General features: G+C 38.2%; 17 protein-coding genes and 2 pseudogenes. 13 read left to right on the forward strand and 6 right to left on the reverse strand.

Annotated elements, in window-relative coordinates:
• Window positions 1–127: 127 nt before the first annotated feature.
• On the reverse strand, window positions 128–343 hold the full coding sequence (locus V7024_RS03755; protein WP_335515860.1) for a spore germination protein: 216 nt from the start codon (window positions 341–343) through the stop codon (window positions 128–130).
• A gap of 250 nt (window positions 344–593) precedes the next feature.
• Here V7024_RS03755 and V7024_RS03760 point away from each other — a divergent pair, with 250 nt between their 5' ends.
• The 4 genes from V7024_RS03760 (at window position 594) to V7024_RS03775 (ending at window position 4158) form a co-directional block, all read left to right on the forward strand.
• Window positions 594–1085, forward strand: a complete 492-nt coding sequence (locus tag V7024_RS03760) for a DUF1648 domain-containing protein (RefSeq protein ID WP_335515863.1) — start codon at window positions 594–596, stop codon at window positions 1083–1085.
• A 96-nt stretch (window positions 1086–1181) separates the two neighbouring features.
• Window positions 1182–2297: a DUF5667 domain-containing protein gene (locus V7024_RS03765; protein ID WP_335515866.1), complete on the forward strand. Its 1116-nt coding sequence runs from the start codon at window positions 1182–1184 to the stop codon at window positions 2295–2297.
• An 87-nt stretch (window positions 2298–2384) separates the two neighbouring features.
• The gene (sigI, locus tag V7024_RS03770; protein WP_335515869.1) at window positions 2385–3107 is read left to right on the forward strand and encodes an RNA polymerase sigma-I factor; all 723 of its coding nucleotides are present in this window, start codon (window positions 2385–2387) and stop codon (window positions 3105–3107) included.
• Entirely contained in the window at window positions 3100–4158 is a 1059-nt protein-coding gene (locus V7024_RS03775) for an anti-sigma factor domain-containing protein (RefSeq protein ID WP_335515873.1), read from the forward strand. Before sigI ends, V7024_RS03775 begins: the two co-directional genes overlap by 8 nt.
• Window positions 4159–4332: 174 nt before the next feature.
• Here the strand turns inward: V7024_RS03775 and V7024_RS03780 are convergent.
• A pseudogene (locus tag V7024_RS03780) lies at window positions 4333–4842 on the reverse strand (HAD family hydrolase); the annotation flags it as partial.
• 280 nt (window positions 4843–5122) lie between these two features.
• Here V7024_RS03780 and aceB point away from each other — a divergent pair.
• The 3 genes from aceB to V7024_RS03795 all read left to right on the forward strand — a co-directional run bounded on the left by aceB (window position 5123) and on the right by V7024_RS03795 (window position 8869).
• Window positions 5123–6712, forward strand: coding sequence for a malate synthase A (aceB, locus tag V7024_RS03785; RefSeq protein WP_335515875.1), 1590 nt, complete (start codon window positions 5123–5125; stop codon window positions 6710–6712).
• 22 nt (window positions 6713–6734) lie between these two features.
• A complete protein-coding gene (gene aceA, locus V7024_RS03790; protein WP_335515878.1) occupies window positions 6735–8012 on the forward strand; it encodes an isocitrate lyase in 1278 nt (425 codons plus the stop codon).
• Between the two features lie 278 nt (window positions 8013–8290).
• On the forward strand, window positions 8291–8869 hold the full coding sequence (locus V7024_RS03795; RefSeq protein WP_335515881.1) for a competence protein ComK: 579 nt from the start codon (window positions 8291–8293) through the stop codon (window positions 8867–8869).
• A gap of 225 nt (window positions 8870–9094) precedes the next feature.
• Here the strand turns inward: V7024_RS03795 and V7024_RS03800 are convergent, their stop codons facing one another.
• The gene (locus V7024_RS03800) at window positions 9095–9493 is read right to left on the reverse strand and encodes a hypothetical protein (RefSeq protein ID WP_335515884.1); all 399 of its coding nucleotides are present in this window, start codon (window positions 9491–9493) and stop codon (window positions 9095–9097) included.
• Window positions 9494–9918: 425 nt separating this feature from the next.
• On the opposite strand from V7024_RS03800, the pseudogene V7024_RS03805 reads away from it, so the two are divergent.
• From V7024_RS03805 to addA, 6 genes and pseudogenes are all read left to right on the forward strand, one after another.
• Window positions 9919–10713 (forward strand): annotated as a pseudogene (locus V7024_RS03805) (N-acetylmuramoyl-L-alanine amidase); the annotation flags it as partial.
• A 327-nt stretch (window positions 10714–11040) separates the two neighbouring features.
• Entirely contained in the window at window positions 11041–11241 is a 201-nt protein-coding gene (locus V7024_RS03810; RefSeq protein ID WP_020059863.1) for a cold-shock protein, read from the forward strand.
• Between the two features lie 286 nt (window positions 11242–11527).
• On the forward strand, window positions 11528–12127 hold the full coding sequence (locus V7024_RS03815) for a TVP38/TMEM64 family protein (RefSeq protein WP_335515887.1): 600 nt from the start codon (window positions 11528–11530) through the stop codon (window positions 12125–12127).
• 53 nt (window positions 12128–12180) lie between these two features.
• Entirely contained in the window at window positions 12181–12744 is a 564-nt protein-coding gene (gene lepB / locus V7024_RS03820) for a signal peptidase I (RefSeq protein WP_335515889.1), read from the forward strand.
• Between the two features lie 76 nt (window positions 12745–12820).
• Entirely contained in the window at window positions 12821–16330 is a 3510-nt protein-coding gene (addB, locus tag V7024_RS03825; RefSeq protein ID WP_335515892.1) for a helicase-exonuclease AddAB subunit AddB, read from the forward strand.
• Window positions 16327–20052, forward strand: coding sequence for a helicase-exonuclease AddAB subunit AddA (gene addA, locus V7024_RS03830; RefSeq protein WP_335515894.1), 3726 nt, complete (start codon window positions 16327–16329; stop codon window positions 20050–20052). Before addB ends, addA begins: the two co-directional genes overlap by 4 nt.
• Window positions 20053–20091: 39 nt before the next feature.
• On the opposite strand, the gene V7024_RS03835 is transcribed toward addA, so the two are convergent.
• Genes V7024_RS03835 through V7024_RS03845 form a run of 3 tightly spaced genes read right to left on the reverse strand, consistent with a single transcriptional unit; the run spans window position 20092 to window position 20942 of the window.
• On the reverse strand, window positions 20092–20307 hold the full coding sequence (locus V7024_RS03835; RefSeq protein WP_020059858.1) for a spore germination protein: 216 nt from the start codon (window positions 20305–20307) through the stop codon (window positions 20092–20094).
• A gap of 41 nt (window positions 20308–20348) precedes the next feature.
• Window positions 20349–20735 (reverse strand): spore germination protein GerPE, encoded by a 387-nt coding sequence (locus V7024_RS03840; RefSeq protein WP_335515897.1) that lies wholly within the window; start codon window positions 20733–20735, stop codon window positions 20349–20351.
• A gap of 12 nt (window positions 20736–20747) precedes the next feature.
• Window positions 20748–20942 carry a spore gernimation protein GerPD gene (locus V7024_RS03845; protein ID WP_081625587.1) on the reverse strand — a complete coding sequence of 65 codons (195 nt, stop codon included), beginning with the start codon at window positions 20940–20942 and terminating at the stop codon, window positions 20748–20750.
• Window positions 20943–20945: the final 3 nt, after the last annotated feature.

Genomic DNA, 20945 nt, shown 5'->3' on the forward strand with positions numbered 1-20945 from the left:
TAGTATAAAGACTAGGAAGCTACTTGTTCTTTTTTGTTATATTTTTAACCAAGTATGTGGCAGGAAAAGTCCGTGACCGTTTCTGTGCGCGGACAGACGTCCTCAACCATCTAAAAAAAGAAGGTTTTTATAGTGTGAATTTTATATCTTGATCAGATTGATCATTATCAAATACATTAGCGCTACTTACCCCATTAAAGACTTTCAGTGTTCTTGCTGCATTTGATGATCCAGAACCATGATATTCTTTATTATTGAATTGAGGATTTACATTGTATTTGTCTCCTAAATTTACATTTCCGTTACATTTTGAAATGACAATACTGTCAACAATTGCAGGCATGCCCTTCACCTCTTTTTTATATTTATTGTATGCTGCTTATTTTGAAAAAAAGATTGTTTATGAAAATAAGCAACCTAATCTTGGGGATGAATTGTAAATTTATGTTAAAATGCACATGTAGATTAACAGGTAAATTTAGTCGCTGTCGGTATTGATTTGTATACTGCTATAACACATTTTCTTCTCATTATCTGATCTACTAAACTGTTTTTTCAGCTATGAAAAATAATATGAAAGCAGGGGGATAGAGATGAAAAAGATTGCGCCAAGAACAATTCTTGAAAGATGGCTGGATGGTTTGTCGCTTATTTGGATTGTTGTGATGTTGATATACATTGGCTTCATATGGTCGTCTTTACCAAATAGGATTCCAACTCATTTTGGATGGAATGGAGAAGCGGATGGATTTGGCGGGAAAGGGAATATTTTCATTCATCCGATCGTCGGATTAGGATTCTATATAATATTTCATGTTTTAAGTCGTTTTCCTCATTTATTTAACTATCCTTCACATGTTACCGAAGCGCAAAAACAACAATTATATATACATTCCCGCACATTATTAGGGTGGTTACAATTTGAGATTGTTACATTTGGTGTATATAGTACGTGGGAAAATGCACAAATTGCAATGCACAGAGAAGTTGAATTTTCTACAATTTCGGTTGTTGTATTTCTCGTCATATTAGTTAGTACAATGATATTTTATATAGTTAGAAGTTTACGGATGATAGAAAAATAGAAGAGTAATTTTTATGAAAATTTTTTTCTAACCCCCTTAAAACTTATTTTCTCTCCGAATATGTATAGCAAAGAAAGCAAATGGAGGAAAGATGAGATGAAGAAGACATTATTAAAAGGAACTATGATAACGATGATGGCATGCAGTCCATTTTTAATGGGAACGGCGGCGTATGCTAGCAGCAACACAGATGCAGCAAAAACAACAGAGACAGAAAAGCCGGCTTTAGTGCAAGGAGATTTCTTTTACTTTGTAAAAACGATGGTGGAAGATATTAAAATGGCGCTTGCGAACAATGATTTAGACAAAGCAAAGTTACTATCTGAACAAGCGGCAGAACGCATTGCTGAGGCGGATGTGTTAATGAAAAAGGGGAAAGATGATTTCACACAAAATACATTAGAAAAAGCAGCTGAAAACTTAGAAAAAGCGGATGAGCTTTCAGGAGAAACGAAAACAGAAGTAGAAAAGACTGTTGATGTAAAGAAAGAAGAAACAGAAAAACCAGCTGATGAAACGAAAACAGAAGTAGAAAAGACTGCTGATGTAAAGAAAGAAGAAACAGAAAAACAAGCTGACGAAACGAAAACAGAAGTAGAAAAAACTACTGACGCAAAGAAAGAAGAAACAAAAAAGCCAGCTAACAAAGAAAAAACAGAAGCGGAAAAAGTAAAAGTACATATTGGACACAATATCGAAGCATTAGCAAAAGCGCTTGATAAAGTGAAAAATCCGAAGGCGAAAGCTGCAATTTCCAAAAATATAGAGAAGAGTTTTGCAAGAATTGCTGTTAAAATAGAAAAAGTACAAGAAAAGCAAAAGCATGTTGTTGCACAGGAAAATAAGCCAGTAGATCAAAATATAGAAGAAACTTCTGAAAAAATGGAAGACACAAATAAAGTCGTACAACCATCACAAGTAGAGCAGTCCGAACAGCCAGCGCAACCAGCGCAACCAGCGCAACCAGCACAACCAGCACAGCCAGCGCAACCAGCACAACCAACACAACCGGCACAACCAGCACAACCGGCGCAACCAACACAACCGGCACAACCGGCGCAACCAGTACATAAAGCTGCCGTTTCTCATGAGGATCATGAGAAATCCAAACAAAAGGAAAATCATGAAGAGAACGGTAAAAAAGTCGGTCAAGAAAAGCGTGAAGAAAAACATGAGGAAAAACATAGAGAGAAACATGAAGACAAGCACTAAGAAAAGTATGGAAATACTGTAGTGAAATGGTCACTTCTTTAGTGACCGTTTTGCTATTTTTAGCAGAGGGGAGGAGAGGGACTACCTGTGTTAAGTTTATTGATGAAAGTCGTAAAAAAATCGACAATAGAAGACGTAGTATTTAAGATACAAAAAAATGAAGAAGATAAGGAAGCTTTTATCGCTCAATATCGACCTTTTATTCGAAAATCGATTTCGACTGTCTGTCGTCGTTATATTACGGAGCAGGACGATGAATATAGCATTGGACTGTTTGCGTTTCATCAAGCCATTGAACAATATTCATATAAAAAAGGGAAATCTTTTCTTTCGTTTGCTGAACTTCTTATAAAAAGAGATGTAATTGACTATATACGTAAGGAGTCTAGGCATAACCTCGTCTTTTTAAAAGAAGACCAGCAAGAGGAAACACTGGAAATGCAAGCGGCCCTTACTGAATATATGAAAGAGATGGAAAGCAGCAACCGGAAGGAAGAAATTCTTCATTTTCAAGGCGTGCTATCTGAATTTAAAATATCGTTTGCTGATCTTGCTAAAGAGTCTCCGAAGCATCGTGATACGCGGGAGCATTTAATAGGAATTGCAATGATTATTACAAAAGAAGAGAAAATGATAGAAGAGCTGTTCCGAAAGAAAAAGTTACCTCTCAAACAAATTGAACCACATGTTAGAACAAGCCGTAAAACGCTGGAGCGGCATAGGAAATATATCATTGCAATGTGCATTATTTTTGTAAACAACTACGTATACATTCAAGAATATATAAGAGGTGGGCAGGGGAATGAATAAAGGGATTGTGATGGATATAAAAAAACGCAGCATAGTTGTGCTGACACCGGACGGAGAATTTATTAATTGTAAGAAAAAGTTGAACTCTTATGTGATCGGACAGGAAATCGTATTTCATGAACAAGAAAAGAGACAAGTGTCTTTTTCAGTTCCTTCTATATTAAAACCGGCATCATTAATTTTTACTTGTTTTCTATGTGTCTTTTTGTTTTTATTCAATCAGCCGGAAGAACAAGCACTTGCCTATGTTTCTATCGATATTAACCCAAGCATAGAGGCGAGTGTGACAAAGGGTCTTCGTGTTACGGAATTACGAGCTTGCAATGAGGATGGCAAGCGCATTTTAAAAGAATTAAAACGGTGGAAAAATGAGCCTTTGCAAGACGTAGTGCGTGCAATTGTAAAACAAAGCAAAGAGGATGGATACTTAACGAGTGACAAGCAAGTTATGCTAACATCTGTTGCAAAAGAAAAATCATTGGAACCAGAGCTGCAAAAGACGATTCAAGAATTAAAAAGCGAGTATGATGCAAAACATGTTACAGTCATATTTCAGGAAAGTACGATGCAAATGAGGGAGGATGCCCAAAAAGCAGGAGTTAGCACAGGGATTTATTTGAAACAAGAAAATGAGAAGAAGAAATCATCTGTTTCGCCTGCGCCGCCGCAAGTACAAGAGGAACAACCTCCTAAAGTAGATTCGCAGCCGGATCCATCGTCTCATTCAGATTCACCATCGAATTCCTCGTCTTCTGAGCAACAAGAAAGAACCGAGCAGAAAGAAGAAACCGAACAACAGCAACCAGCTCACGTACAGCAGCCGTCGCAGGAAAGAAATAACGGCCATCGAGAAGAAAACAACGATAAAGAACAGAAAAAAGAATATCACGAACAGAAAAAAGAGGAACAAGAGCAAAAAAAAGAACAAAAAAAAGAATATCACGAACAAAAAAAAGAACAGCAAGAGTATGAAAAAGAGCACCGAAAAGAAAATAAGCACGGAAATTCTTCAAAGCATGAAGAAAAAGAAAATGGAAAACATAATCGGTAAAAAGGTATAGGGTTGTATACGAAGTAGTTCCGTTCATGCGGGATACATCGCATACCTAATAATAAATCAACGCTCAGAAATCTATCATTCTGAGCGTTGATTTATTGTAACTACTCAGCCATACATTTCATTTAGAAGTTTGGTAAGGAGTATAATTCCAGCGAAAATATGCCCCTTATTACCTATAATTGCTGCCTTTTTTATATCATATTTATTTATAATGGTTTTAACTAAATCTCCTTTATCGAGCGTTTGTATTTGTTGAATACTAAATGTTTCAGTAACCCAATTATCCAAATGATAATAACCCACAATTGCTTGTAAATATTCTGTTAAACCATTACTCGCTATGTAAATTGAACAATTATTTTCTTTTAAATAACTGAAAACTTCCTTTACATTAGGATATAAAGCACCTTTCTCACTTCTTATGTTTTCAACTAATCTTTCTAGAAAATAAGCATCCGTTTGTTTTCTTATTTCATTGGAATGGTTAGGTAACAAAGCTTCCCAAACTTTTGGTAGGGGTACACCCATAATTTCACGGTATTTATTAATAGGGGTTACTGTATCCCATAAATTTAGTGACCGTAAATGGTTAAAAGTATCATCGAGTGATAATTCTAGAATTTTTTCTGTTTGAAATAGAGTTCCATCCATATCAAAAATCAGTACTTGTAACATTTCTTTCTCTCCCCTTTTAGCGTTACTGAATAACGTAACTTATCCCTATTCAACGAATCCCGTTTACATAGATTTTAACATAAATTTACAATGGTAAAGACTATTGTTACGCTGTTATTCGGTACATCCTTTACAAGGAATGTGAAAAGTACATATAAACCAATTTTGAGATATTATTAAAAAATTCTAAAAAATCCTTCCCTTTTGATTTTTATGTTATATAATATAAACATAAAAATCAAAACTGTTATAAAACAGTTTGTAAAAAGGAGAGGCTAATATGTCGACGCAAACTTCGCGGGTTACACTCGTTGGAGAAGTATTACCGGCGTATTTGGAGATTTTGACACCAGAAGCACTCGCATTTATAAAAGAGTTGCATGAGAATTTTAACGGACGCCGCAAGGAATTACTACAGAGACGAGTAGAAAAGCAAAAGAGAATTGATGCAGGAGAGTTATTACACTTTTTAGAGGAAACTGCAAATGTTCGAGCGGATGATTGGACGATTGCACCGCTTCCGAATGATTTACAAGATCGGCGCGTAGAAATTACAGGACCGGTTGATCGTAAGATGGTTATTAATGCCCTTAATTCAGGAGCGCGTGTTTTTATGGCGGACTTTGAAGATTCGAATGCACCAACATGGCAAAATGCAATGGAAGGACAAATAAATTTACGAGATGCAGTTAAGGGAACGATTTCATTTGCAAATGAAAATGGTAAAAAATATTGTCTCAATGAACAAACAGCTGTATTAATGGTGCGGCCTCGCGGGTGGCATTTACAAGAAAAGCATGTGTTAGTAGATGGTGAAGAAGTATCAGGTAGTTTATTAGATTTTGGATTGTTCTTTTTTCATAATGCAAAGGCGTTAATGAAAAAAGGGAGCGGTCCATACTTTTACTTACCGAAAATGGAAAGTTACTTAGAAGCAAGATTATGGAATGATGTGTTCGTATTTACACAAAAATACATTGGCATTCCGCATGGAACAATTAAAGCAACGGCACTGCTCGAAACGATTCATGCTTCATTTGAGATGGATGAGATGTTATATGAGCTTCGTGATCATTCAGCAGGATTAAACTGCGGGCGTTGGGATTATATTTTTAGTTTCTTAAAAACGTTTCGCAATCATGAACAGTTTTTACTTCCGGACCGGGCACAGGTGACGATGAGTGTTCCATTTATGCGCGCGTATTGTTTACGTGTCATTCAAACGTGTCATCGCCGGGGTGCACCAGCAATTGGAGGGATGGCAGCGCAAATTCCAATTAAGAACAACCCGGAAGCAAATGAAGCAGCATTTGAGAAAGTACGCGCTGATAAAGAGCGCGAAGCTTGTGAAGGACATGATGGGACTTGGGTTGCCCACCCGGGACTTGTCCCTGTAGCGATGGAAGTATTTGATCGCATCATGACAACGCCAAATCAAATCTATCGAAAACGGGAAGAAATTCGAATAGCAGAGCAAAATTTATTAGAAGTTCCAGTAGGAACGATTACAGAAACAGGCCTCCGTACAAACATTAGTGTTGGTATTCAATATATTGCATCGTGGTTAAGCGGCAGGGGAGCTGCACCTATTTATCATTTAATGGAAGATGCGGCAACAGCAGAAATTTCTAGGGCACAAGTGTGGCAATGGATTCGTCACAAGGAAGGGAAGCTCGAGGATGGAAGAAAGATTACGTTTGCATTAGTAGAACAGTTTAAAGCAGAAGAGTTAGAAAAAATAGAGCAAGAGATTGATAGTGATCGTTTCGAAAAAGGACGATTTGTCGAAGCTACGAAACTATTTACAAATCTTGTTCGTAATGATGAATTTGTATCATTTTTAACGTTACCGGGGTATGAAATTTTATAAAGGGAAAAAGGGGATGGAAACAATGGGAAATGAAAGAGCCTTGCAATTACAAGAGAGCTGGGAGCTTGATAAACGCTGGAAAGGAGTGACACGTCCATATTCTGCAGAGGAGGTCATTCGTCTTCGCGGATCGGTTGATATTGAATATACGTTAGCACGCCGCGGTGCAGAAAAACTTTGGAATTCTCTTCATAGCGAAGATTACATTCATGCGTTAGGGGCATTAACTGGGAATCAAGCAATGCAGCAAGTAAAGGCGGGTTTAAAGGCGATTTATTTAAGCGGCTGGCAAGTAGCGGCAGATGCAAATTTATCAGGTCACATGTATCCAGATCAAAGTTTGTATCCGGCAAACAGTGTGCCGGCGGTTGTAAAACGGATTAATCAAACGCTGCAGCGTGCGGATCAAATTCAGCATATGGAAGGAAGCGGTGATATTGATTACTTCGTGCCAATTGTTGCTGATGCAGAAGCAGGATTTGGCGGGCAACTAAATGTATTTGAGCTGATGAAAGGAATGATCGAGGCGGGAGCGTCTGGTGTCCACTTTGAAGATCAACTTTCTTCTGAAAAGAAATGTGGTCATTTAGGCGGAAAGGTATTACTCCCAACACAAACGGCGGTGCGTAATTTAGTATCGGCACGTCTTGCGGCAGATGTAATGGGAGTGCCAACGCTCATTATTGCTAGAACAGATGCTGACGCAGCGGATTTAATTACGAGTGATATCGACCCTGTTGATCAACCATTTATTACAGGAGAAAGAACACCAGAAGGGTTCTTTCGGACGAAAGCTGGACTAGATCAAGCAATCGCGCGCGGCTTAGCATACGCGCCGTATGCTGACCTTGTCTGGTGCGAAACATCAGAACCGAATTTAGAAGATGCAAAACGTTTTGCAGAAGCAATTCATAAAAAATTCCCTGGAAAACTATTAGCTTACAACTGTTCACCGTCCTTTAATTGGAAGAAAAAATTAGACGATAAAACAATTGCAAACTTCCAAAAGGAAATTGCATCTTACGGATACAAATTCCAATTCGTAACACTTGCTGGCTTCCATGCTTTAAATTACGGCATGTTTGAGCTAGCGCGCGGTTATAAAGACCGAGGTATGGCTGCGTATTCAGAGCTGCAGCAAGCGGAATTTGCCGCAGAACAGTACGGTTACTCAGCAACGCGTCATCAACGAGAAGTTGGTACAGGATATTTTGATGAAGTAGCACAAGTTATTACCGGTGGAACTTCATCAACGACAGCATTGAAAGGATCGACAGAGGCAGAGCAGTTTACGCGATAATAAAAGAGGGAGTCAGCTTTCGAGCTGGCTCTCTCTTTTATTACAAATATTTCAAAACGGAAAATATGAAATTAACTATCAGATTATTTTATTTTCTATAGGAAGAGTATGTAGTTTCATTCTGTTAGTTATACAGACGTATAAAAGGAATTTTTAATTTATTAATAAGGAATTGTAAAAAAATTGAAAATGTCGGCTATTTTTCGTATAAAATGCTACAATTATCCATGTAGATAATTGCATAAAATTATCCAAAAATGACAAAGGAGAGGAAAAATATGACTACTAAAGTCGAAAAGTACTCACCGCAGTACATTGTGAATTCAAACACGACCGCATTGCTTCCAATTGTTTTAAATGACAAACGTATTGTAACGCGTGTGATTGAAGAAAATGATGAATTTTTTGTGTATCAAAAGCCACTTGAGATTGTGGAACAAAGTTGTCGTCAATATGGCGCTAGCTTTGGCGGTCGAAAAGATGGTACGAAGGAATACACAGGCTTTACTCATAAAGCACCGATTGCAATTAGTCCTACAGATTATATTTATTTTTTCCCCACATTTTCTTACTCTCGCAAAGAGTGTGCTTGGTTATCGCACTTTCATATTGAAAATGTAACAAAACTTCCACATGGAAATATTCTTATTGAATTCATAAATGGTCAGACAATTAAGCTAGAAGTATCTAAAAACAGTTTTGAAAATCAGAGAAACCGAACTGCTCAGCTTCGGGCCGAATTTGAAGATAGAAAAAGAAAACAAGCGGCGACAAAATTTTTACTAGTGAATCAAAATGAGGTGCTAGAGCTAAAGCCAGCATATGAAAAAATGTATCTTTTTAAAAAAGAAGATTGATGATATGGAATAAGAAGAAGGAACTATCCTTCTTCTTATTCATACATAGGAAACGTAATATTGTACCCGTTTTAATTTTTCAACATACAGGCTACTTGCTTTCTCCATTTGTTTTAAACCTTGCACGTGGCAGAAAAAAGCCCTAAGCGTTTCTATGCATGGCCAGCGCTCTCGCCCACCTAAAAAGAAAGGGGGTTTTTAAAGTTGTAATGGAATACTTCATTACTATTTAGCGTATGGAGTAATCTTTACAGGATCAGAAATAGATACTGTACCAGTCACCCGGTTAATCATTTTCACTCTGTAATTTTGCGGCATTGCTAATGATGGTTTTGAAATTCCTAATGACATAGAACAAGCTACAAAATATTGTGAGTTTCTTGTACCTGGATAAACAACATTTTCCCATGTTCCATCTGGTTGTTGTAATTGCCAAACTACTTTACCCGCTCCAAAACTTGCGTCAACAGGTATTTTCAAATAAATGGAACTTGTATTCACATTTACATATACCGGTGGTGTTTTGTGAACATAGTTTTCTGTTTCAGCGGCAAGCGTAATCGTTGAACCTACACCGATTGCTAAGCTTAATGATAAAACTGTTGATGTAATCAATTTTTTCATAATATCACTCTTTTCTTTGTATATTATGTTTTACAGATTTAATTATACCATATGTATAGAGAATAATAATTAGTCGTTTTTTCCTTTATCAGTAGAACTTTTTCTCTGTTTTAAACAGTAATTATGTGAGATAATGTAAATATATATAAATTGTTGCCAAATTTGTTCTTACTTTTTCCTTTTGTGCTAAGCCTTTATGCAGAAGGAAATTTTATGCATGGTCAGATGCTCTCATCCATCTAAAAAAAGAGTGTTTTTATGCCATTTTTTAATTTGTATTTATATAGGTGAGTCCCAAATCCTATCTATTACCATATAGTGCACGTTTCTACTATTTCTTAATCTTCCCAATAAAGTTTGACCGGGGCTTTCTAGTTGTTTTTTCTACATAAATCAAACAAGATTTTTTTTGAAGGTGATGAAAAATGAAACCTATTAAACTACTATTCTCTGTAACGGTAGCATCTATCACGTTATTAACCTCGGTTAATAGTGCGTTTGCTGATAGTACACTTATTATTCCAAATTTACCTAAGGAACCATATCGCAATGGTATAGGCATGTACGAAGGGGTTGTAGCGCATTCAACTGCTACTCCTGAGGTACCGGCAATTAACATTCAACGTTTTCAGTCTCGTACATGGTCATCCGCTTTTGTTCATTATGTTGTTGATTGGGATGAGACTATTCAGACTGCGAGTACAAAATATGGTGCGTGGGGGGCAGGACCAACTGCGAATGAGAGATTTGTTCAAGTTGAATTAAGTGAGACGAAAAATCCAGTAAAGTTTAAAAAGTCGTATGAACGGTATGTAAAACTGCTAGCGGAGATTTTACGTAACCGCAATATTCATCCATCTAAAGGGTTATGGACTCATAAAGACGTTACGTATAAGTTCGGTGGTACTGATCACGAAGATCCATTAGCTTACTTAGCTAGTCATGGTATATCGGAAGCACAATTTCGTGCGGATGTGCTAAGAGCATATAATGGAAATGCTATTTCAAGCGGGGCAAAAGTGCAGCAATCGAATAAGGCACAATCTACGGTATATATTAATAGAAATAATGTAAATCTACGTTCTGGTCCATCAACGAGTAATCGTATTATTCGTAAAGTGCAAAAGGGAGAAGTGTACAAAGTGTGGGAGCAATCAGGAAACTGGTTAAATATAGGTGGGAATCAGTGGATTTACAATGATGCATCGTACATTCGTTACACGAAAAAATAATCATTCTTTCGTTCGTAAACAAGTAAACGTATTTGAACTCTTTTTTCATTATATAAGTTTTTAAAACAAAAGAATCGACGCTCAATAAGCGGCGATTCTTTTGTTTTTACAAATTATGTTTTACATTCCTTTTGCAATATGGTATAGTCAATGTATAGTTAAATACTTAAATCAAGCAATCCATATGTTATCAAGTGCCGTGAAACTAGCGAGAAAAATTATGTATGTGTTCTGTTTTGCATTTGATAATGTGTGGATTCTTTTTTTATGTTGTGAAAACTAAAAAAATATGTTTATTTTCAGGAGGAAGTTATTATGAAAACAGGTCAAGTAAAATGGTTTAACAATGAAAAAGGTTTCGGTTTCATCGAAGTTCCAGGCGAAAACGATGTATTCGTACATTTTTCTGCTATTACAACTGAAGGTTTCAAATCTTTAGAAGAAGGCGAAAAAGTTAGCTTTGAAGTAGAAGATGGTAACCGTGGACCTCAAGCTAAAAACGTTGTAAAACTATAATCTTATAGAGCATAGTTTGAAAAAGGATGGCATTTGCCATCCTTTTTTGTTATTTGTAAAAGGATTTTTTCTAGGAATATGGAAAATAAATATATATTTAGTTGTCAGATATATCATTTCCCCTTATTGCAGAGTAATGGTAAAGTAATAACAAGAAAAGGTAAACGAAAACGGCAGTTCTTCTTATGGAGTTGCGCGAATCGGGTTCTTATAGGGAGTGTAATATTCTCTTCATTCAGAAAAAAGTTACAATTCATTAGAGCAAGGTAAAGGGGTACATAGTAGAATGGATTTTCAAACAATTAAAGAATTTTTCACAATAGAAAATATGGAACATTTGTTAAAGAGCTATCAGGAATTTGGTCCGTTAATTGGCATTGGACTTCCGATGATTGAAGCGTTTATTCCAGCTTTGCCTCTCTTTTTATTTGTGATGGCAAATGCAGTTGCCTTTGGATTATGGCTTGGGTTTTTCTATTCTTGGCTCGGTTCATGTATAGGAGCGATGCTTGTGTTTTTTATCATTCGTCGTTTTGGAAGAAGTCGCTTTTTTGCTTTTGTAAATAGACATCCACGAGTTCGCAGTGCGATGACATGGATTGAGCGAAAAGGATTTGCACCGATTTTCCTGTTATTTTGTTTTCCGTTTACGCCGTCAGCGCTTATTAATGTAGTAGCGGGTTTGTCTCGTATTAGTAAGCGGCAGTTTGTTTTAGCACTTTCACTTGGTAAGCTTGTGATGATTTTCGTGTTAAGTTACGTTGGTCATGATCTTGCCTCTTTTATGTACAAGCCGGTAAAAACAGCGATCGTATTAGGTGTCATTTTTGTTTTATGGTACGTTGGAAAGAAAATTGAAGTAAAGCTTGAACTGAGCAGAGACTAAACTTCGTAAGTGAGCGCACCCCTGTTATAGAAAAGAGAAAGGGATGTGGCATGATGAAGCGAAAGTGGAAAAAAGAAAGTGTAGAGTGGATGAGAACAATTTTTATAGGTGTTTTATTAGCTGTATTTTTTCGCACTTTTTTCTTTGCAACGTATGTGGTAGAAGGAAAATCGATGATGCCTACGCTCCAAGATGGTAATATGCTGATTGTGAATAAAGTAGGTTATCAGTTTGGTGAGTTGAACCGCTTTGATGTTGTTGTTTTTCATGCGAATAAACAAGAAGATTATGTGAAACGAATTATCGGACTTCCAGGCGACAAAATTGCATACAAACATGATAAACTATATATTAACGGACAATTTATTGAAGAGCCGTATTTAGATGCATACAAAAAACAAATTCATGGAAGACAGTTAACTGGAGACTTTACCCTAGAAGAGTTAACAGATGAACAGGTTGTTCCGCAAGGGTTTATCTTTGTAATTGGAGATAATCGTTTAGGAAGCTGGGATAGTCGTCACTTCGGATTTATAAAAATAGAACAAGTTGTTGGAAAAGTTGATTTACGCTATTGGCCAATCAATGAAGTACAAACAAATTTCTCTAAAGGGTAATTCGAAATTTCGAATTACCTTCTTTTTCGGATAGATCTTGATTGATTGAAGTTCACTTATAGAAAGGCGGGTTTACATGTCACTTCGATTTATAATAGGACGAGCTGGAAGTGGAAAAAGTACGATGTGTTTGCAAGAAGTACAGCAAGAGCTGCAGCATCGTCCAAAAGGTGAAACGATTTTATATCTTGTGCCAGAGCAAATGACATTCCAAACGCAGCAAGCATTAATTAATGGAGACGTAAGCGGCTCTATTCGTGCACAGGTGTTTAGTTTTTCGCGGTTAGCGTGGAAGGTGCTTCAAGAAGTAGGCGGAGCAAGCCGCCTTCATATTGATGAATCTGGTGTGCATATGCTGCTTCGTAAAATTGTCGAGGCGCGTAAAGAAGAATTATATGTTTTTCAGAAAGCAGCAGAGCAAAACGGATTTTTTGAACAACTTGGCAGTATGATTACGGAATTTAAACGCTACAATTTAACGCCGTCAAATGTATATGCGATGTGGCAAGAATTAGAGGCTCATAGCAATGGAAATGAACAGAAACTGTTAGCAAACAAAATGTATGATTTACAGCTTCTATATGATGATTTTGAACGAGCGTTAATTGGAAAATATTTAGATTCTGAAGATTATATGAAGCTTTTATTTGAAAAGCTACCGTATTCAGAGTATGTGAAAGGTAGCATGATTTATATTGATGGATTCCACACATTTTCACCGCAAGAGTTAGAGATTGTAAGGCAACTACTGCGATGCGGAGCAAAAATGACAATTGCATTAACGCTTGATGAGCAGACGTTATCACAGCCAGTGAGCGAACTGGATTTATTTTATCAAACGCTGATCACGTATGAAAAACTAAAAGAAGTAGCAAGTGAAGAGAAAATAGTTATTGAAAATACGATTGTCATGCGAGAGCAACCGCGTTTTATGTCACCAGCACTTGCGCATTTAGAGGCGCATTATGATTCGCGTCCCTATGCAGAGTTTCAAGACGGGTCACACATTACACTATATGCTGCGGCTAATTTACGGGCAGAAGTGGAAGGCATTGCGCGCGAAATTCGCAGATTAGTAGCGGAAGAAGGGTATCGTTATCGTGATATCGCGGTGCTTCTTCGCAATGGTGAAAGCTATTACGATATGATGAGGACATTGTTTGTTGATTATAATATCCCATTCTTTATTGATGAAAAACGTCCAATGCTACATCATCCATTAATTGAGTTCATTCGCTCTGCGCTAGAAGTCATTAGCGGGAATTGGCGTTATGACGCGGTATTTCGCTGCATAAAAACCGAACTGTTGTACCCGTTAGATGGAAATAAAGCGAGAATACGTGATGAAATGGACGAATTTGAAAATTACTGTTTAGCGTATGGGGTGCAAGGGAAACGATGGACTTCGGAAGAGCCCTGGACGTATCGTCGCTATCGTTCATTAGATGGTGTACATGGTGGTCAAACAGATAGCGAACGCGAAATGGAAGAAAAGATTAATCGTCTTCGTGAGATTGTTCGCACACCGATTATTCGTTTGCAAAAGCGATTAAAACGAGCAAGGGCGACAATGAGTATGTGTGAAGCAGTTTATTTGTTTTTAGAAGAGCTAGACGTTCCGAAAAAATTAGAAGAGTTACGCCTGCAAGCAGAGGAAGAAGGGAATTTCTTATTCGCCAATGATCATGATCAAGTATGGGAACAAGTCATCACGCTACTAGATACGTGCGTTGAAATGCTTGGAGAAGAGAAAATGTCTCTGCCCTTGTTTACAAATGTGATGACGACAGGATTAGAGTCACTCCAGTTCGCGAATATTCCGCCGTCTTTAGATCAAGTGTTAATCGCAAATATTGACCGTTCTCGTCTTTCCGATATTCGAGCGGCATTTGTAATTGGAGCAAATGAAGGAATTATTCCAGCGGCGCCATCGGATGATGGGGTATTATCTGACGAAGAACGAGAAGTACTTGTTTCAGCAGGAATCGAACTGGCACCAACAGCGCGGCAAAAGTTACTTGATGAACAATTTGTCATTTATCAAACGGTTACTCGGGCAGCGGAGAAGTTATATATATCTTGTCCACTTGCAGACGAGGAAGGGAAGACGCTATTAGCATCTAGCTTCATAAAGAAAGTGAAAAGGATGTTCCCGTCTGCTGCAGAAATCTTTTTAACGAATGATGTAAATGATTTGTCATATAGTGAGCAAATTTCATATGTGGCAACGCCAGAAGTGACACTTTCGTATTTAACGCAGCAACTGCAAAACTGGAAACGATACGGCTTTGAGGGGAATCTTTCTTTTTGGTGGGATGTATATAATTTTTATGTTACAACGCCGGAGTGGAAGCAGAAGAGCATTCGTGTATTATCCAGTTTGTTTTACCGAAACCGGGCACGTAAATTAAGCCCTGCTGTAAGCGAGGAGTTATACGGTGACAAAATTAAAGGCAGCGTCTCACGTATGGAGCTCTTTAATCGCTGTGCGTACGCTCATTTTGCGCAGCATGGCTTATCTTTAAAAGAACGTGATATTTTTAAATTAGATGCACCGGATATCGGGGAACTGTTCCATGCTGCTTTGAAAAAGATTGCAGATAAATTATTGAAAGAAAAGCGTACTTGGGCTGATTTAACAGTAAAAGAGTGTGAATACCTTTCCGTTACAGTAATCGAAGAGTTAGCACCGCTTTTGCAGCGCCAAATTTTATTAAGTTCCAACAGGCATCATTATTTAAAACATAAATTGCAGCAAATTATTTTCCGTACTTCACTTGTGTTACGAGAGCATGCAAAGTCGAGCGGATTTGTACCTGTTGATTTAGAAGTCGGATTTGGTATGGGCGGAACAAACTCATTGCCAGCTATGAAATTTGAATTACCAAATGGTGTAGAAATGGAAGTGGTTGGACGAATTGACCGCGTTGATAAAGCGGAAGATGAAACGGGCACATTTTTACGTATTATCGATTATAAATCGAGCGTGAAAAAATTAGATTTAACGGAAGTGTATTACGGTTTAGCACTGCAGATGCTGACGTATTTAGATGTCGTCACAACAAACGCAAGCAAATGGATGGAGCGCGGCGGAAATGTAAATCCTGCTGGAGTACTGTATTTCCATATTCATAATCCAATTGTTGAAATGAAAGGTGACGTGTCAGAGGCTGAAATTGAACAAGAAATTTTAAAGAAATTTAAAATGAAAGGACTCGTTCTTGGAGATGCGGATGTCGTTCGCTTAATGGATAACAAGTTAACGACAGGAAGCTCAAATGTTATTTCAGCGGGCCTTAAAAAAGATGGCAGCTTTAGTGCGCGTTCTGATATTGCGAGTGAGCAAGAGTTTCATGTATTGCAGGAATACGTACATCGTACATTTGAAAACATTGGCACAGATATAACAGAAGGTGTCATCGATATTGCCCCGTATAAAATAGGCAACAAAACAGCATGTACGTTTTGTAATTTCCGCTCTGTTTGTCAATTTGATGAGTCGTTAGAAGATAACAAATACAGGGCACTGCAAGATATGAAAGATAGTGAAGCGTTAGAGAAAATGAGAGAGGAGACCCAGTCATGACGATACAAACTTGGCCAGCGAAACCAGAAGGAAGTCAGTGGACCGATGATCAGTGGAAAGCAATCGTTGCGGATGGCCGTGATATTTTAGTTGCAGCTGCAGCTGGGTCGGGAAAAACAGCGGTACTTGTTGAACGCATTATTCGTAAAATGATTCGAGAGGACAATCCAGTTGATGTCGATCGCTTGCTTGTTGTGACGTTTACAAATGCAGCGGCGCAAGAGATGAAAAACCGAATTGGAGAAGCATTAGAGAAAGTATTAATCGATGATCCAGCTTCGCCGCACATTCGAAAACAGCTGAGTTTACTCAACCGGGCATCGATTTCGACAATCCATTCTTTCTGTTTACAAGTAATTCGAACATATTATTATATGCTTGATGTTGATCCGCGTTTTCGCATTGCGAATCAGACGGAGAATGAATTATTAAAAGAAGAAGTTCTCGATGACATATTAGAAGCAGAGTACGGCATGGAGAATAATGAATTGTTTTTTGAACTTGTCGATCGTTATACGAGCGACCGTACTGATGATGACCTGCAGCGGATGATTTTTGCGCTCCATACTGAATCAAGAGCGCACCCAGATCCGAATGGTTGGCTTGATAAATTAGTTGAAGCATATGATGTAGAAGGAAAAACAATTGAAGAATTAATGTACGCTTCGTATTTATTAGAGGATGTAAAGGTGCAGCTGGACACAGCGAAGCAATATGCCGAAAAAGCGATCGAACTTGCGATGTTACCAGATGGGCCAGTACCGCGCGTTGAAACGCTGCAAGCGGATCTTTTGTTACTTCAGAACTTGTCCGAAGCAGCTTGTGGGTCTTGGACAAGCACATATGAAACGATGCAAACTGTTTCTTGGCAAACGTTAAAACGTATTAAAAAGAGTGATTATAATGAAGAGATTGTGAAACAAGTTGATGTTCTGCGGAATAAAGCGAAGGATGAAGTAAAGAAACTGCAGGAAGAATTATTTAGCCGCAGTCCAGAAAGCTTTTTACGCGATTTTCAAGATATGCACCCAGTACTGCAAAAGCTTGTTGATCTTGTAAAATTATTTACAGAACAGTTCCAAGCGATTAAGCGCGATAAAGGAATGGTTGATTTTACAGATTTAGAGCATTTTTGCTTACAAATTTTAAGCGAGCGTACGGATGAGGGAGAAATGCGTCCATCACCAGTTGCGTGGCAATATCGTCATAAATTTACAGAAGTGCTCGTTGACGAATATCAGGACACGAACTTTGTACAAGAATCGATTATTAAGCTTGTCACGAAAGATTCAGAGCAAGACGGCAATTTATTTATGGTTGGCGATGTGAAGCAGTCCATCTATCGCTTCCGTTTAGCAGAGCCAGGACTATTTTTAGGGAAATATAAACGCTTTACATCTGAAGGTATCGATGGCGGCATGAAGATTGATTTGGCCAAAAACTTCCGCAGTCGTCATGAAGTGCTAGCAGGGACAAACTTTATTTTTAAACAAATTATGGGCGAAGCTGTCGGAGAAATTGATTATGATGAAGACGCTGAGTTGAAGCTTGGAGCGAGTTATCTAGAAGGGGCGGATCCATCAGCAGAATTGTTATTTATTCATCAATCTGAAAGTGCGGCAGTGGATGAAGAGGAAGGTGTGGAATTAGAAAAGGCGCAATTAGAAGCACGCCTCATCGCGCAAAGAATAAAAGCAATGGTCGATTCTGGTCATGAAGTTTATGACCGGAAAACAAACGGTATGCGTCCCGTTACGTATCGTGATTTTGTTATTTTACTGCGCTCTATGCCATGGGCGCCGCAAATTATGGAAGAGTTAAAACAGCAAGGTATCCCTGTTTATGCAGAGCTTGCGACTGGTTATTTTGAAGCGACCGAAGTGAATGTAATGATGAACCTGTTTCGCGTCATTGATAATCCAGCGCAAGATATTCCGTTAGCAGCTGTGCTTCGTTCGCCAATTGTTGGATTAACAGATGAAGAGCTAGCGATGCTCCGTACTCACGGGAAAAAGGGTTCCTTTTATGAAGTGCTGCGCTCTTTCTTGCAAGGCGCACCGCTTCAGGAAGAGAAAGAACTGCATGAGAAACTATCATGGTTTTTCGAGCATTTACAAGAGTGGCGTGAATTTGCGCGTCAGCAGTCGCTTTCGGATTTAATTTGGAAAGTGTATCGGGAAACAGGTTATTATGACTTTGTGGGCGGTCTTCCTGCTGGTAAGCAGCGCCAGGCAAACCTTCGTGTGTTATATGACCGTGCCCGTCAATATGAAGCGACGTCATTTCGTGGTTTATTCCGCTTCTTACGTTTTATCGAGCGGATATTAGAACGTGGTGATGATATGGGAACAGCACGTGCGCTTGGCGAACAAGAAAATGTTGTGCGCATTATGACCATTCATAAAAGTAAGGGACTGGAGTTTCCAGTTGTATTTGTGGCAGGGCTTGGCAGACGTTTTAACACACAAGATTTAATGAAGCGTTTCTTATTGCATAAAGATTTCGGATTTGGTTCGCAGTTTATTGATCCGAAAAAGCGCATTAAATATACGACATTATCGCAGCTCGCGATTAAGCGCAAAATGAAAATGGAGCTGATTGCCGAAGAAATGCGAGTCTTATATGTCGCATTAACACGTGCGAAAGAAAAGCTCATTTTAATTGGGACCGTAAAAGATAAAGAAAAAGAAGTACAGAAATGGCAAGATGCAAGAGAGCATACAGGCTGGTTATTGCCTGATTATGTACGTGCCGGGGCAACTTGTTATTTAGATTGGATTGTCCCATCATTATGCAGACATAAAGATAGTGACATGCTTTTTGAGATGGGACAAGGAAGTATTCCAGCTGATATATATGAATATGATGCAAACTGGAAAGTAGAAGCGGTAGACGCGGCAGAATTGCAAGCGCCAGAGCCAATGAAAGAAGAAAAGCAAGAGTTATTAGAAGCGCTTAGAGAGCAAAAATCAGTTTCACTAAGCAGTGAGCAAAAAGATGAAGTGTATAAAAGGTTAACATGGCAGTACGGGTTCGAGGATGCGGCAACGCACCGTGCCAAGCAATCTGTTACGGAAATTAAACGAAACTACCAAGCGCAAGAAGGTAGTGATACGGCGTTTATAAAACGAGTTCGTGCACCAATTGAAACGCGTCCGCGTTTTATGGAGAAAAAAGGACTTACGTATGCAGAACGCGGGACGGCTGTTCATACTGTTATGCAGCATGTAAACTTAGCGAAAGCAATAACAATTGAAGTGATTCAAGAACGAATTGCGGAAATGGTGAATAAAGAGCTGTTAACATTTGAACAAGCAGAAGAAATCGCACCAGAAAAAATTGTTTCCTTTTTTGAAACAGAACTCGGAAAACGACTGTTAGCTGCAAAGTATGTAGAGCGCGAAGTACCGTTTACGATGATGTTATCTGCAGACGAAGCATATCAAGATTGGACAGATAAGCAAGACGAATCCATCCTTGTTCAAGGGGTTATTGATTGTATGATTGAAGAGGAGGATGGCATCGTTTTAATTGATTTTAAAACAGATGCAATTGAAGGCCGTTTCCCAGGTGGATTTGAACAAGCGAGACCAATATTAGAAGAACGGTACAAAATACAGCTAGCACTTTATCGGAAAGCGCTAGAGAAAAGTTTACATCAATCCGTAAAAGAAACCTATTTATATTTCTTTGATGGCAGTCACGTATTGCAAGTAGATTGATAAGGAACGAAAAAACGGAGGGATTCCCTCCGTTTTTTCTTATGCTGTTCCAATTTGATCTTGATCAGCTACATCTGAATCAAATGTATTTGTACCACTTACACCGTTAAATGTATTCAGAACAAACGCAACATTTGATGAACCGGATCCGTTATAAGCTTTCGTATTTTCTTTCGGGGATACATTATAGAAGTCTCCTAAGTTAAAAGAACCGTTACTATTTTGAACGACTAAGTTTCCGACAAGAGACGGCATATTTTCACCTACTTCAATTTCCTTTTATGGTACTATATGATTTATTTACCAAAAGGTTCTTCAGTAGCAAATTGGCGGATTTGTAAAATGCGTGAGTTTGCAAATACGTAATCAATAGATCCGATATGAAGACAAGACGCGCTTAGCATACTTTGTATGGTAATACAATTTACTTCGATAAAAGGATTTTTATTAATAACTTTCATTTGTACTTCGTTTACGCGAGTTGGAATTGTGATTTCGTCATCGACAAACATTTCATATGATTCGAAGCTTTCTTCTTTAGAAAGAAAGTTAGGAATTTCGCGCTGAACGATAATCGCTCTACTTTTTAATTCCGCATGATTTGTATCACCAATTTGAACAACGGCGCTAAGCCCGAGTGAGGAAACAGAAGGTTGATGTACAACAGAAATATGTCGAAACATAATGAGTCCTCCTTATCTAGGAGTGGTAGGTACAGCGGTTACGAGTGGTACAAATGGGCCGCCTGTAACAGATTCAAATGGTGTATCTAAAATAGAAGATGAAATAATGAAGTTTGCATCGCCGATTAAGAATAAAGCAGACGAAGATAACCCAATCGCTCTAATGTTTCCTACTTTGATTTCATGATTAATAACAGTAAAATTCATATG

It is taken from the genome of Bacillus sp. JJ864, from assembly GCF_036963045.1.
GTDB lineage: Bacteria > Bacillota > Bacilli > Bacillales > Bacillaceae_G > Bacillus_A > Bacillus_A pseudomycoides_C.